The sequence below is a fragment of the Noviherbaspirillum galbum genome (assembly GCF_010974945.1).
Lineage (GTDB): Bacteria > Pseudomonadota > Gammaproteobacteria > Burkholderiales > Burkholderiaceae_D > Noviherbaspirillum > Noviherbaspirillum galbum.
In genome coordinates this window covers 21516-34349 of the sequence record NZ_JAAIVB010000052.1, presented here as the reverse complement: position 1 = coordinate 34349, position 12834 = coordinate 21516, and the positions used below count along the sequence as shown (strand labels likewise).

Annotated in this window: 13 protein-coding genes; 8 read left to right on the top strand and 5 right to left on the bottom strand. The window is 64.3% G+C overall.

Translation table 11 applies throughout. The features are described 5' to 3' along the window. Nucleotides 1-15: 15 nt before the first annotated feature. From G3574_RS15750 to G3574_RS28105, 5 genes are all read right to left on the bottom strand, one after another. A complete protein-coding gene (locus G3574_RS15750; protein WP_235953472.1) occupies nucleotides 16-333 on the bottom strand; it encodes a hypothetical protein in 318 nt (105 codons plus the stop codon). 360 nt (nucleotides 334-693) lie between these two features. Then, entirely contained in the window at nucleotides 694-3090 is a 2397-nt protein-coding gene (locus G3574_RS15745; RefSeq protein ID WP_163964965.1) for a xanthine dehydrogenase family protein molybdopterin-binding subunit, read from the bottom strand. Next, nucleotides 3087-3584, bottom strand: coding sequence for a (2Fe-2S)-binding protein (locus G3574_RS15740; RefSeq protein WP_163964962.1), 498 nt, complete (start codon nucleotides 3582-3584; stop codon nucleotides 3087-3089). Before G3574_RS15740 ends, G3574_RS15745 begins: the two co-directional genes overlap by 4 nt. A gap of 29 nt (nucleotides 3585-3613) precedes the next feature. After that, nucleotides 3614-4495, bottom strand: a complete 882-nt coding sequence (locus tag G3574_RS15735; protein WP_163964959.1) for an FAD binding domain-containing protein — start codon at nucleotides 4493-4495, stop codon at nucleotides 3614-3616. Nucleotides 4496-4508: 13 nt separating this feature from the next. Then, complete coding sequence (locus G3574_RS28105) at nucleotides 4509-5324, bottom strand: CoxG family protein (RefSeq protein ID WP_205609806.1); 816 nt, start codon at nucleotides 5322-5324, stop codon at nucleotides 4509-4511. Nucleotides 5325-5544: 220 nt separating this feature from the next. Here G3574_RS28105 and G3574_RS15725 point away from each other — a divergent pair, with 220 nt between their 5' ends. From G3574_RS15725 to G3574_RS15690, 8 genes are all read left to right on the top strand, one after another. After that, a complete protein-coding gene (locus tag G3574_RS15725) occupies nucleotides 5545-6372 on the top strand; it encodes a TetR/AcrR family transcriptional regulator (protein ID WP_163964955.1) in 828 nt (275 codons plus the stop codon). Continuing rightward, entirely contained in the window at nucleotides 6373-6846 is a 474-nt protein-coding gene (locus G3574_RS15720) for a VOC family protein (RefSeq protein WP_163964953.1), read from the top strand. A 1-nt stretch (nucleotide 6847) separates the two neighbouring features. Beyond that, nucleotides 6848-8053: an FAD binding domain-containing protein gene (locus G3574_RS15715; protein ID WP_163964950.1), complete on the top strand. Its 1206-nt coding sequence runs from the start codon at nucleotides 6848-6850 to the stop codon at nucleotides 8051-8053. A 136-nt stretch (nucleotides 8054-8189) separates the two neighbouring features. After that, nucleotides 8190-9428 (top strand): ABC transporter substrate-binding protein, encoded by a 1239-nt coding sequence (locus G3574_RS15710; RefSeq protein WP_163964948.1) that lies wholly within the window; start codon nucleotides 8190-8192, stop codon nucleotides 9426-9428. 25 nt (nucleotides 9429-9453) lie between these two features. Beyond that, a complete protein-coding gene (locus G3574_RS15705) occupies nucleotides 9454-10338 on the top strand; it encodes a branched-chain amino acid ABC transporter permease (protein ID WP_163964946.1) in 885 nt (294 codons plus the stop codon). Nucleotides 10339-10341: 3 nt separating this feature from the next. Next, nucleotides 10342-11370 (top strand): branched-chain amino acid ABC transporter permease, encoded by a 1029-nt coding sequence (locus tag G3574_RS15700; protein WP_163964943.1) that lies wholly within the window; start codon nucleotides 10342-10344, stop codon nucleotides 11368-11370. Beyond that, entirely contained in the window at nucleotides 11367-12113 is a 747-nt protein-coding gene (locus G3574_RS15695) for an ABC transporter ATP-binding protein (RefSeq protein WP_163964942.1), read from the top strand. The genes G3574_RS15700 and G3574_RS15695 overlap by 4 nt, the downstream gene beginning before the upstream one ends. 9 nt (nucleotides 12114-12122) lie before the next feature. Next, nucleotides 12123-12827 carry an ABC transporter ATP-binding protein gene (locus tag G3574_RS15690; RefSeq protein ID WP_163964940.1) on the top strand — a complete coding sequence of 235 codons (705 nt, stop codon included), beginning with the start codon at nucleotides 12123-12125 and terminating at the stop codon, nucleotides 12825-12827. Nucleotides 12828-12834 lie beyond the last annotated feature (7 nt).

The following is a 12834-nucleotide window of genomic DNA, read 5'->3' as shown; positions in this document are numbered from 1 at the left end:
GCGGAAACGATTGGCTTAGTAGCCGAGGCTGATGTTGTTGTGGCCGTTCTGGGTCGGCGCGACGTTGGACGTGATGCCGGAGGCGAAGGCGACGTTGTTGCCGTTGTTGACCATGGTGTTCTGGTCCTGGCAGAGGCTCTGCGACGCGGCGAAGTTGAAGTCGTTCTTCGTCAGGGAAACCGAGGGGCTGTAGGACGAGCCGCAGCCGGGCAGGCTGGGCGTGTAGCAGGAGGGCATGCTCGGAGTGTAGCTGCAGCCGCCGCGCACGGCGGAGAGTTCGTCGGACTTGAGTTCGGTGGCGGAAACGATGTCTTTGATGGCGAGGGTAGTCATGGTCATTCTCCAGAGTGATGGTGGTTTGGGTGGTGGGCGCTTCGTGTTGCGCTTGACCGGTATTTAGCGAGGACCGTGCCAGCGTCCGCCAAACCATGAACGGGAATGCCAAGCCATTGAAAAGAAAGGAAAAAACTGGATCGTGGCAAGAACGCCAATGACCGTTTCGCAAGGATGGTCGCGGCGATCAGCCGGCATCCGCGAGACACTTCCCTTGCAAGGTGTGGGGCGGGAGCCGACACCTCCGGCGACGTGCGGAGAAGTTAGCCGGCGAAGGGACGTATCAAGGGGAATCCGTCCGAAATCCGCATGCGGTCATGGTTGATGCCGAGCCGTGTCAGCGGATTCCAGGGACCTGCTTCACTTCACCTTGCCGAGCGCCCGCAGGATTTTTTCGGGAGTAAAGGGCTGCGAGAAGACGGCCGCGTCGAAGGGTGCCAGCGCATCGTTTATCGCGTTCATCACCGCGGCCGGCGCGCCGGCCGTCCCTGCCTCACCGGCTCCCTTCGCGCCGAGCTTGGAGCTGGCGGTGGGCGTTTCGATATGGGCAACGTCGATGTCAGGCATTTCAGACGCCATCGGCACCAGGTAGTCGGCCATGCTGCCGTTTTTCATCAGGCCGTTCTCGTCATAGAGGCATTCCTCGAACATGGCGCCGCCGATGCCCTGCACGATCGCGCCGCGCATCTGCTCGTCGACGAGCATCGGATTGAGCACGCGCCCGCAATCCTCCACGACCCAATGCTTGAGCAGCTTGACGAATCCGGTATCGACATCGACCTCGACGTAGCTTGCCTGCACGCCGTTGGTAAAGATGAATGGATAGTCACGCTGGGCGTAATGGCGCGTCACCATCAATTCCGCCGTGAATCCGGCAGGCAAGGTGTCGGGACGGAAGTAGGCAATGCGGCCGAGTTCGCTCAGCGGCATGAGGGTTTCCATGGTGTCGACGGCGACGATGTCGCCGCGGCGCACCGCCATGCCCGCACCGTCGCGGCCGAGAATCTTTTCCGCGACCGCGAGGATGTTGTCCCGCAATGCGAGCCCGGCCTGGAGAACCGCCTCGCCGCCGATGCCTGCGCCGCGCGACGCCCAGGTGCCGCCGCCATAGGGCGTCACGTCGGTGTCGCCGGTAACAATGCGTACCTTGTCGATGTCGACGCCGACCGCGTCCGCCGCGATCTGCGCGAAGATCCCTTCGGTGCCCTGGCCCTGTTCGCCGACGCCGATCATGATCGTCACCGTGCCCGTGGGTTCCAGCTTGGCGGTCGCGCCTTCCTGCGACGAAATGCGGGCGCCGCCGACGCCATAGAACGCGGCGCTCGGGTTGGTCAGTTCGATGACGGTCGCGAAACCGATGCCGCGGTAAATCCCTTTCCTGCGCAGCGCCTCCTGCTCCGCACGCAGCGCGGCATAATCCATCATCGTTTCGATCTTGTTCAGGCATGCCTCGTGGGACAACACCTCCAGCTTGATGCCGGAGATGCCGGAACAGGGATAGGCATCGTCGGGAATGACGTTGCGCTTGCGCATCTCGAGCGGATCCATGCCGATCTTGTGCGCCGCGAGATCTACCAGGCCTTCGGTGACCGCGCAGGCGATGGGATGGCCTACGCCGCGATACTGGCAGGTCGGCGTCTTGTTCTGGAACACGACGTTCAGGTGGGCACGATATTGTTGATGGCGGTACGGACCGCCGACGAGGTTCACGACCTGGTTACCCTCGATGGCGCTGGTGCGGGGGAACATCGAGTATGGTCCGATGCCGGTAAGGTCGTCGATTTCAAACGCGGTGATCTCGCCGCCCGGCGCCACCGCGATGCGGCCGCGCACCCGGTGCTCGCGGGCGTGGATGTCGCTGACGAACGATTCAAGGCGGTCGGCGACGAACTTCACCGGGCGCTTGAGCAGGATCGACAGCGCCACCGTGGCGAAGTCGTCGGGATAGGCATGCACTTTGATGCCGAACGAGCCGCCGACATCCTTGCAGATGACCCGAACCGACGATTCAGGCAGATCGAACTGGCGCGCATACAGGTCTTGCATCATGTGCGGCGCCTGCTGGGAATGATAGACCGTCAGGCGCAAGTCGCCCGGGTTCCAGTCCGCGATCTGGCAGCGCGGCTCCAGCGTCACGCCGGTATGGCGGCCAAAATCGAAGCTGGCCTCGGCAACCGCATGCGCCTGGGCAAAGGCCTGGTCGACGCCGCCGGTATCGAGGCTGCGGGTGAAGCACAGGTTGTCCCCGAGGTCGGGATGGATGACGGGCGTCGCTGCGTCGAGCGCCGTTTCCATGTCGACCACCGGCGGCAGTTCTTCCCAGTCGACCAGCACGAATTGCAGCGCGTCCTCCGCCTGGGCCCGGGTTTCGGCAACGATCGCCACCACGGGTTCGCCCTGCCAGCAGGCGCGATCGACCGCCAGCGGATACTGCGGCGCCGACTTCATGCCTGCCAGATGGGCGAGGGTTGCCACCCAGGGCTTGCAAAGCGTCGACATCTGCTTGCCATCGACGATGGCCACCACCCCGGGCATGGCGCGCGCCTGCTCGACGTCGATCGATCGGATGCGGGCATGGGCTACCGGACTGCGCCAGTAGACCACGTGCACCATGCGCGCGAGCCGGAGATCGTCGAGGTAGGAACCCCTGCCTTCGGTCAGCCGGCGCGCGCCGCTGCGCGCGACGCTTTCGCCGATGTAGCGGTTGTCATCGGTCAGCGGCGCAAGGCCGGTCGGGATCCTCTCGGGGGCGTTCATGCCGCCGCTCCTTCGCGCTGCTCGCGGCGGGAGGCAAGCACGTCGCAGACCGCATCCACGATGGCCTGGTAGCCGGTGCACCGGCAGTAGTTGCCGGAGATGAATTCGCGGACCTCCTGCCGGCTGGCGTTCGGCCGGGTTTCGACCAGTTCCGTCGCCGCCATCAGCATGCCCGAGGTGCAGAAGCCGCATTGCAGCGCATTGCGGTTCAGGAAGGCCTGCTGCAGGTCGCGGATCGTGCCGGATTCCGTCAGGCCCTCTATCGTTTCCACCGTCTTGCCGTCGGCCTGGACGGCAAGCACGAGGCAGCCGCGGACGATTTGTCCGTCCAGTCGCACCGTGCAGGCGCCGCACACGCCGTGTTCACATCCGAGGTGAGAGCCGGTCATGTCAAGTTCCTCGCGCAGGAAGTCGACCAGGTGCATGCGGGGCTCGACCTCGTGCCGCTGCAGCTGGCCATTGACGGTGAGGGTGATGGTTCTTGTCTCAGCCATGATCTCGTTGCCTTTCGATTCGAAGTTCGTCAGCCGCGGTGACTGACTGCGTCGGCTGCCTGCAGCGCGCGGCGGAGCAGCACCGTGGCAAGGTGCCGCTTGGTCGCGCCTGAATGGGTCAGGTCCGGCATCGGCGCCCTCGGCCCGTCGAGCTCCGCTTCCAGCGCAGCGCATGCGTGGTCGATGGCGGCGGCGTCGAGTGCCTGGCCTTGCAAAGCGAGTTCGGTGGCACGGGCGCGGAGGGGAACTCCGCCGATGCCCATGAATGCGATGCGCGCATCCCGCAGTCCGCCGGCATCTCGCCTTGCCGCCATGGCCAGGCCGACGACGGCATAGTCGCCGTGGCGCCGGGCCAGTTCATCGAAATGATGGAAGGACTCCGGAGAACGCACGGGAATGTCGCAGGCCACGAGGATTTCATGCGGCGCCAACGAGGTGGTGTACAGGTCCAGGAAAAAATCGGCGGCGGCGATGCGGCGCTCGCCGCCGCTGCCGCGCACCACGATCTCGGCGTCGAGCGCGAGCGCGCATGCCGGCCACTCCGCGGCCGGATCGGCATAGGCAATCGAGCCGCCGAATGTTCCCATGTTGCGGATGGCGCGGTGGGCGATATGCGGCGCGGCCATCGCGAGCAGCGGCGCATGCGCCGCCACCAGCGGCGACGCTTCGACCTGGGCATGGGTCGCGAGCGCGCCGATGCGCAGCTTGCCGTCGACCAGCGCGATGCCGCGCAGGTCCGAGAGGCCGTTCAGGTCGATCAGCAGGGCAGGTTCGGCCAGGCGCATGTTGAGCGTCGCCAGCAGCGTCTGCCCGCCGGCCAGGAGCCGGGCATCGTCGCCATGGCGTTCCAGAAGCGCAATGGCCTCGTCAAGGGACGCCGGCTTGGCATAGTCGAAGGGAGGTGCTTTCATGTCTGCGTGGTGTTCAACGGGCAAGTAGATGGGCGATCCAGAACCCGAACGCGGTGGATGCGGCGCCGAGCAGGAACCAGAGGATGCGGATTTGTTCCGTCGTTGGCTGGGGCGGCGGTGGTTCCGGCCTTGCCGCAACCGGCGTGACGGCTGGCCTTGGAGCCGCCTGCGGCAAGGGTGGGGAAGACGCGATGGCCGGGGCGACCGGGGCGGATGGAGCCTGGGCTTCCGGCGTCGATGCAAGTGGAGGCGGCGAAGCCGGCAATGGTGTCGATGGCAATGACTGGATTGCTGGCGCCGCCGCCGGCGTAACCGGCGGAGCGGCTTGCTCCCCATTCACCCCAGGCTCCACAGGCTTCTCGTGCACCGCCGCCTGTGCGCTCTCCGGCACGCCGCCAAGCTGCTCCTGCAAGGCGGTGAAGAACTGATCCGCCATGTGCCGCGCCGACGCGTCGATCAGGCGGCTGCCGATCTGGCCGAGCTTGCCGCCGACCGTGGCTTTCGAGGAATAGGCCAGGCGGGTTCCATCCGCTTCCGGCTGCAGGGTGACGACCGAGCTGCCCTTGGCGAAACCTGCTGCGCCGCCGGTGCCGTCGAAGCTAATGGTGCAACCCTGCCCGGGCTGGATGTCGGAGAGCAGGATGCGGCCCGAGAAGCGCGCCTGCACCGGACCGATCTTGATCTTGGTCCGCGCCTGCATCTCGGTGTCGGAAACCTTCGTGATTTCTTCGCAGCCCGGAATGCACTTGGCCAGCACTTCCGGGTCGTTCAGCGCCTGCCATACCTTTTCGGGCGGGGCGCCAATAAGCAAGTCTCCGGTTAATTCCATTCAACACCTCTCGTCAAGTCAAGCCAAGGGGCGGCGAAGCGTGCCGCGAGAACAGGAATGCGTCTGCCTTCAAGTCGGTCGTGCCCGGAATCGTCTCCTCCCGGAATGCTGCAAGGCCGCATGAAATTTTTCTGGCGACGTCTTTCACTTACTTACCATTTGCTCAATAATATGCCACAATATTTAACGCTTGGTAAATAACGTCGGAACAAAATTTTTGATGAGCGCGCGCAAACCGGTCACCGGATCGAAGTCAGCATCGGAAGGAAAAGCGGAAGGCAAGGCGGCACCTGCGCCGCGCCGCCGTCTGCCGGTGGAGGAGCGGGAGAAACAGATCCTGGCGGGTGCGATCCAGTTTTTCGCCCAGCACGGATTCGACGGGCAGACGCGGGTGCTGGCACAGGAGATCGGCATCACCCATGCCTTGCTTTACCATTATTTTCCGTCCAAGCAGGCGCTTATCGAACGCGTGTATGTCGAGCTGTTCGAGTCGCGCTGGAAGACGGAATGGGAGACCTTGCTGGATGCGGATGACATCACCCCGGAAGACAAGCTCGTGCGCTTCTATTGCGATTACGCTTCGAGCGTGCTCACGCGTGAATTCGTGCGCATCTTCGTCTACTCGGGTCTGTCGGACCACTACATCACCGACAACTTTTTCAACCTGCTGCGCGAGAAGCTTTTCCCGCGCCTCGTGCGCGAAACGCGGAGGTATGCCGGGGTGACATCGCGGGCGAAGCCGAGCGACAGGGAGCTGGAATTGCTGCTAGGCTTGCATGGCGGCATTTTTTACACCGGTGTGCGGCGCTGGATATACGGCCAGCAGATACCGGCCAGGAAGGACGACCCCAACGGCGAGGGGTTCATCGCCGATCGCGTGCAAAGCTATCTCCTCACGGCATCATCGATACTCGAGGAGCCGAAGCGGGGAGGCGCAAGGACCCGTTCCCGCAGCCCGCGGCAAGGAAGCACGGAAACAGAGAAACGGCCAGCCAGCCCGGCTCGCACCGGCAAAAGAATCGCTGGCCGCAATGCAAAGGAGACATGAATGGCACTGACCTTGAATCATTACTCCATCCGGACGACCGACCTCGATGCCTGCCGGGTTTTCTACGAGCAGGTGCTCGGCATGAGCGTGGGTCCGCGGCCGGACTTTCCGTTTCCCGGCCTGTGGATGTATGCCGGCGATCACACCTACTATGGCAACGCGGTCGTGCACATCATCGGCATCGACCGCAACGATCCGGCGGGCTTGAAGCAATACCTCGGCGACCGCGACGAAACCGCCCTGCAGGGCACTGGCACGATCGATCACATCGCCTTCTTCACCGACGGCCTGTCCTCCATGCTTGAGCGCCTGAAGCGCCTGAACGTCGCCTTCCGCGAACGCACCGTCCCCGGCCTCGGCCTGCACCAGGTATTCATCGACGATCCGAACGGCGTGGTGATCGAGCTGAATTACCCTGCGCACGAAAAGCAGTCGGCCGGCACGGCCGAATCCGCATCGCCGGCTTCCGCCTGACATGGCAAGCATCCTGGTCGTCGGCGGGTCGCTTGGCGGACTGTTCGCGGCAAACATGCTGGCGCGGGCGGGGCACCAGGTCACCGTGCTCGAGAAGGCGCGGGAATCGCTCGACGGAAGGGGAGCCGGCATCGTCACGCACGCGCCGCTGCTGGCCGGGCTGCGGCAGGCGGGCGCGACGGTCGACGAACGGCTGGGCGTGCCGGTGCGGGAGCGCGTCGCGCTGGACCAGGATGGCGAAGTCATGGCCTCGCTGGCGATGCCGCAGGTGCTGACTTCCTGGAGTTGCCTTTACCATCTGTTGCACGAGGTGTTTCCGCGCGATTCCTACCTCACCGGCGTCACGGTGCGCCGCATCGAGCAGGACGGGGATGGCGTGACCGTGCTGGCTGAGGACGGCAAGATATTCCGCGGCGACATGGTGGTTGCCTCCGATGGACTGCGCTCCGTGGTCCGTGCCCAGCTTGCGCCCGCGATCCAGCCTGAGTACGCCGGCTATGTCGCATGGCGCGGCGTGTGCGACGAGGCCTTACTGTCGCGCCGCACGCTGGAACGGGCCTTCGCCAGCTTTGCCTTCGGCCTGCCGCCCGGGGAGCAGTTCCTCGGATATCCGGTTGCCGGTGCGGGGAACGCAACCGAGGCCGGCAGGCGCCGCTTCAATTTCGTCTGGTATCGGCCCGCGCCGCCTGGCGGCGCGCTCGAATCCCTCCTGACCGATGAGGACGGGCAATATTATCCGTTGGGCATTCCGCCCCACAAGGTATCGTGGCGCCATATCGCCGCCATGAGAACCGACGCGCGCCGCCTGCTCGCGCCCCAGTTTGCCGAGATCCTCGAAAAATGCGCCTTGCCTTTCCTGCAGCCGATCTTCGACGTGCAGTCGGAACGGCTTGCCTTCGGCCGGGTGGCACTGATGGGCGATGCCGCCTGCGTTGCCCGGCCCCACGTCGGCATGGGCGTGACAAAGGCCGCGCAAGATGCATCGGCCCTGACTGCCTGCATCTCGGAACATGGCGCGGGAGAACAAGCCGCCGCCGCCTATGAAGCCCTTCGCCTTGCCGCCGGTTCGGCGGTGGTGCAGCGCGGCCGCGACCTTGGCGCTTACATGCAGGCCCAGTCGCGCGGCGACGCCGAACGGCAGGCCGCTACGCGCAGCGCCGAGACGGTGTTGCGCCAGACCGCAATCGAATTGACGATTCCAGCCTGAGCCACAGGAAAGGAGAAAGGAGACAGCGCCAGCCAGCAAGCCCGAACAAGCAAGTCCGTGATTGGAAGCAGAACAGCCATAACAAGTCAGCAAGACGCGATCAGCAGCATCCAACTCAGTTCACGAGGAGACGACCATGAATTCATCCGACTTCCGCAGCCGCCGTCGCCAGGTGCTTGGCGCCGGCCTCGCGGCCGCCACCACGCCGCTCTGGTTCAACATTGCGCGCGCGCAGAACAACGCGCCGATCCGGATCGGCCTGCCGACGCCGCTGACCGGCGCATTTTCCGCCGAAGCCCAGGACCAGGCCCGCGCCGCCGAACTGGCCATCAAGGAATTCAACGAGTCCGGCGGGTTCAATGGCCGCATGGCCGAGCTGCTGGTTCGCGACGACAAGCTCAACCCCGGCGAGGCGGCCACCCGCACCCTCGAGCTGATCGAAAAGGACAAGGTCAACTTCATCGTCGGCTCGCTCTCCGCGGCAACCCAGCTCTCGATCAACGGCGTATGCAAGGACCGCAAGGTGCTGTTCAACTCGATCAGCCAATCCGACGCGATCAACGAGGCCAAGGACTGGAGCCCCTACACCTTCCATGAAGCGCTGAACCCGCACATGACGTCCGGCGCCGTGGCCCGCTATGCCTTTCCGAAATTCGGCAAGCGCGTGGTTTACCTCACCGCCGACTATGCGTATGGCCATGAAATGGTGCGCGGCTTCCAGCGCGCCGGGCAGGCGCTTGGCGTGCAGACGCTGGCGGATATCCGCCACCCCATCGGCGCGTCGGACTATTCCGCCTTCCTGCCGCGCATCCAGTCGCTCAAGCCCGACATCCTGGTCCTGTGCAACTTCGGCAGGGACCTCGTGAATTCGGTCAAGCAGGCCACCGACTTCGGCATCAAGAGCAGCACCAAGATCATCACGCCGGTCCTGCTCTATACCTCGCGCCTGGCAGGCGGGGCCGATGCCTTCGACGGCGTGCTCGGCGGCACGTCCTACTACTGGGGCATGGAAGACCAGGTTCCATCGGCCAAGGCATTCAACGACAAGTTCCGCAAAGCCTACAACGGCAGCGTTCCCTCCGACTACGGCGCGCTCGGCTATGCCGGCGTGCGCAGCGTGCTGCAGGCCGTGCGCAATGCCAAGTCTGTCGAATCGCTGAAGGTGGCGGAAGCGATGGCAGCCTTGAAATACGACTGGTACAAGGGCGAGCAGTTCTACCGCAAGTGCGATCACCAGTCGGTGCAATCGGTGATCATCGTCGAGTCGAAGTCCAAGAACATGAAGGACAAGAACGACGTCTTCAACGTGCTCGCGATCGAGAAGCCGGACGAGGCCTCTCTGCGTACCTGCGAGGAACTGGGCCACAAGGTCTGACGACCCGGTCCTTCGAGGAGGGAACATGGCGGAAATCACGCCCCAACTGCTGTTGCTGCAGCTGATTGCCGGCATTGCGCTGGGCTCGCTCTACGCCCTGCTGGCAATCGGGCTGTCGCTGATCTTCGGCATGCTGACAGTTGTCAATTTTGCGCACGGCGCTTTCTTCATGGTCGGCGCGTTTCTCGGCGTGTATTTCCTGGGGCTGACCGGCAGCTTCCTGGTCAGCCTGGTTCTCACGCCGCTTGCCGTCGGCGCCGTCGGGCTGGTGGTCGAACGCTTCCTGGTGCGGCCCCTGTATGGCCGGGGCATCGATTATCCCTTGCTGCTGACATTCGGCCTGTCCTACGTCCTCATCGAGGCCATGCGCGTCGCCTTCGGCATCGAGGGCCTGCCCTCGACCACGCCGCCGGCGCTGCGCGGCGCGGTCAACCTCGGCGTCGGCTATTTCCCGACCTACCGCCTGTTCCTGATCGGCGCCACGGCGGTCATCATCCTGGCGCTCTGGCTGTTCATCGAGAAGACGCGCTATGGCCTGATCATCCGCGCCGGCTCGCGGGACCCAGAGATCGTGCGCGTGCTCGGCGTGGACGTCGGGCGCGTCTGGCTCATGGTGTTCGGTATCGGCACCGCGATTGCCGGGCTGTCCGGCGTGCTGGCCGCGCCGACCCGGGCCGTCAATCCGGAGATGGGCATCCCGATACTGGCGGAGTCCTTCGTCGTGACGGTGGTGGGCGGGATGGGTTCCCTGCCCGGGGCCGTGGTCGCGGGGCTGCTGGTCGGCGTGGTGTTCAGCATGACCTCGCTGCTGGCGCCCGACCTTGCCGAGTTGTCTATCTTCGTCCTGATGGCGGTGGTGCTGCTGGTTCGCCCCCAGGGTTTCTTCGGCAAAGCCGGATTGATGAGCTGACCCATGGATACAATGCAACGGATCTACGGATGGGTGCTGCGCGAACGCGTACTCGCGGTGTGCCTGTTCCTGCTGGTCTTCCCGCTGATCATGCCTTACGAAGCACTGGCCATCAACATCCTCATCTTCGGCCTGTATGCGGTGGGATTCAACCTGTTGTTCGGCTACACCGGCATGCTGTCGTTCGGGCATGCGTCGTTCTTCGGGGTGGGAAGCTACCTGACCGGCATCGCCATCGTCAGCTTCGGGGTGCACTGGATTCCGGCGATCCTGATCGGCGTGCTCGGTGCGTTGCTGGCCGGGCTGCTGATCGGCTTGCTTGCCATCCGCACGCGAGGCATCTACTTTGCCATGGTCACGCTCGCGCTGGGGCAGATCGTGTACTACGCCTTCTACAAGGCGGAGCGATGGACCGGCGGCGAGAATGGCCTGCGCGGCATCAAGGTAGAACCGCTGGACGTGTTCGGCTGGCGCCTCGATTTCCTCGATCCGATCACCAAGTACTACGTCATCCTCGTGTTCGTGGCATTGGCGCTATGGTTCGTGTCGCGCGTCCTGAATTCGCCGTTCGGCGCGGTGATCGAGGCGATACGCGAAAATGAAAAGCGGACGGCTGCATGCGGCTTCGACGTGGCCCGCTCCAAGCTGCTGGTATTCGTGCTTTCCGCAGGCATCTGCGGCCTGGCGGGTACCTTGCGCGCGCTGCATCTTTCGATCGTGCCGATCGATTCCCTGCATTACCTCCAGTCGGGGCAGGGCGTCATGATGTGCCTGCTCGGCGGCATGGGAACCTTCTTCGGTCCCTTCGTCGGCGCCGCGGTGATGCTCTATCTGGAGGATGTCGTGACCTCGATGACCCGGCACTGGATGGCGGTGGTGGGAACGATCTTCATCATCTTCGTGCTGTTCTTCCCGCGCGGCATCTGGGGTTCCGCGATGGCGAGGCTGGACCGGAAACTCGGCCGGCGCGACATCGACCACTCGACCATGGGGACGACGGCGCGGGTCAGCGCGGAAGGAGAAGCACCATGAGGACGACGCCCATCCTGGAAGTCGAGGGAGTATCGAAGCGCTTCGGCAAGTTCCAGGCGCTGACTGGCGTCAGCGTCGCCTTCGCGCCCAACATGCTGACCGCGATCATCGGGCCGAACGGCGCCGGCAAAAGCACGTTCTTCAACGTGGTCAGCGGCGCCTTTCCTCCCAGCGAAGGCAGGGTGCGTTTCCGCGGCCGGGACATCACCGGCATGGCGCAGCATGAGTTCGCTCGCATCGGCATCGCCAAGAGCTTCCAGATCACCAACGTCTTCAAGCAGCTCTCCGCGCATGAAAACGTCCGCGTGGCAGCGCAGATGCGCACCGCAAGGTTTTCCCTGCTGCGGCCGCGAGCCAGCCTGGGCGAATTGTCGGACAAGGCGGATGCCCTGTTGCAGCGGGTCGGGCTGTGGGCGGTTCGCGGCAAGCCGGCGACGGACCTCGCCCATGGACAGCAGCGCGCGCTGGAAGTGGCGATGGCGCTGGCTTCCGAACCCCAACTGCTGCTGATGGACGAGCCGACGGCCGGCATGTCGCCGGAGGAAACCGTCGTGATGATGGACCTGATTTCCTCGCTTGCCAGCGAGCGTACCGTGGTGCTGGTGGAACACAAGATGAAGCTGGTGATGGGAATCTGCCAGCGCCTGATCGTGCTGCATCACGGCGCTTTCCTTGCCGAAGGCACGCCGGCCGACATCCGGGCGAACGCGGAAGTGAAGCGCGTTTACCTTGGCCAACATTAAGGAGTCGACATGCTCAAGGTCAGCGGCTTGAATGCCTGGTACGACCGCAGCCACGTGGTCCAGGACATTTCATTCGAGGTGAAGCAAGGGGAAATCGTCACGCTCATGGGGCGCAATGGCGCCGGCAAGACCACGACCTTGCGCACCATGATGGGACTGGTCGACAAGCGCGGCGGAAGCATGGTGTTCGACGGCACGGAATGCCTCATGCGGCCCGCGAATTCGCGTTTTCATCTCGGACTGGCCTATGTGCCCGAGGACCGCCGCATCGTACCGGGGCTCACCGTCCGGGAAAACCTCCAGCTCGGCCTGATCGCCAGCAGCCGGCGCGAGCGCATGGACGACATGGTGGACCGCATCGCCGAGACCTTTCCGCGGCTGAAGGAAAGGCTCGACCAGGAAGGCACGTCGATGTCGGGCGGCGAGCAGCAGATGCTCGCGATCGCCCGCGCGATGATGGCCGAGCCGAAAATGATCCTCCTCGACGAACCCTCGGAAGGCATCATGCCCATCCTGGTGGACGAGATGTTCGAGCTGTTTCACCGCATGAAGCAGCAGGGAACGACGATCTTGCTGGTGGAACAGAACGTGGAACGGGCCTTGTCGATTTCCGACCGTGCCTACATCCTCGACCAGGGAGAAATCGTGCATGCGGGTACTGCGCAGGCGCTGCTTGAAGACCAGGAAATCCAGGAAAAGTATTGCGCGGTGTGAGCAGGCG

Bases quoted from the DNA above. Each gene is read 5' to 3' on its own strand.
- G3574_RS15750 (WP_235953472.1), bottom strand. From the start codon at position 333: ATGACTACCCTCGCCATCAAAGACATCGTTTCCGCCACCGAACTCAAG.
- G3574_RS15745 (WP_163964965.1), bottom strand. From the start codon at position 3,090: ATGAACGCCCCCGAGAGGATCCCGACCGGCCTTGCGCCGCTGACCGAT.
- G3574_RS15740 (WP_163964962.1), bottom strand. From the start codon at position 3,584: ATGGCTGAGACAAGAACCATCACCCTCACCGTCAATGGCCAGCTGCAG.
- G3574_RS15735 (WP_163964959.1), bottom strand. From the start codon at position 4,495: ATGAAAGCACCTCCCTTCGACTATGCCAAGCCGGCGTCCCTTGACGAG.
- G3574_RS28105 (WP_205609806.1), bottom strand. From the start codon at position 5,324: ATGGAATTAACCGGAGACTTGCTTATTGGCGCCCCGCCCGAAAAGGTA.
- G3574_RS15725 (WP_163964955.1), top strand. From the start codon at position 5,545: ATGAGCGCGCGCAAACCGGTCACCGGATCGAAGTCAGCATCGGAAGGA.
- G3574_RS15720 (WP_163964953.1), top strand. From the start codon at position 6,373: ATGGCACTGACCTTGAATCATTACTCCATCCGGACGACCGACCTCGAT.
- G3574_RS15715 (WP_163964950.1), top strand. From the start codon at position 6,848: ATGGCAAGCATCCTGGTCGTCGGCGGGTCGCTTGGCGGACTGTTCGCG.
- G3574_RS15710 (WP_163964948.1), top strand. From the start codon at position 8,190: ATGAATTCATCCGACTTCCGCAGCCGCCGTCGCCAGGTGCTTGGCGCC.
- G3574_RS15705 (WP_163964946.1), top strand. From the start codon at position 9,454: ATGGCGGAAATCACGCCCCAACTGCTGTTGCTGCAGCTGATTGCCGGC.
- G3574_RS15700 (WP_163964943.1), top strand. From the start codon at position 10,342: ATGGATACAATGCAACGGATCTACGGATGGGTGCTGCGCGAACGCGTA.
- G3574_RS15695 (WP_163964942.1), top strand. From the start codon at position 11,367: ATGAGGACGACGCCCATCCTGGAAGTCGAGGGAGTATCGAAGCGCTTC.
- G3574_RS15690 (WP_163964940.1), top strand. From the start codon at position 12,123: ATGCTCAAGGTCAGCGGCTTGAATGCCTGGTACGACCGCAGCCACGTG.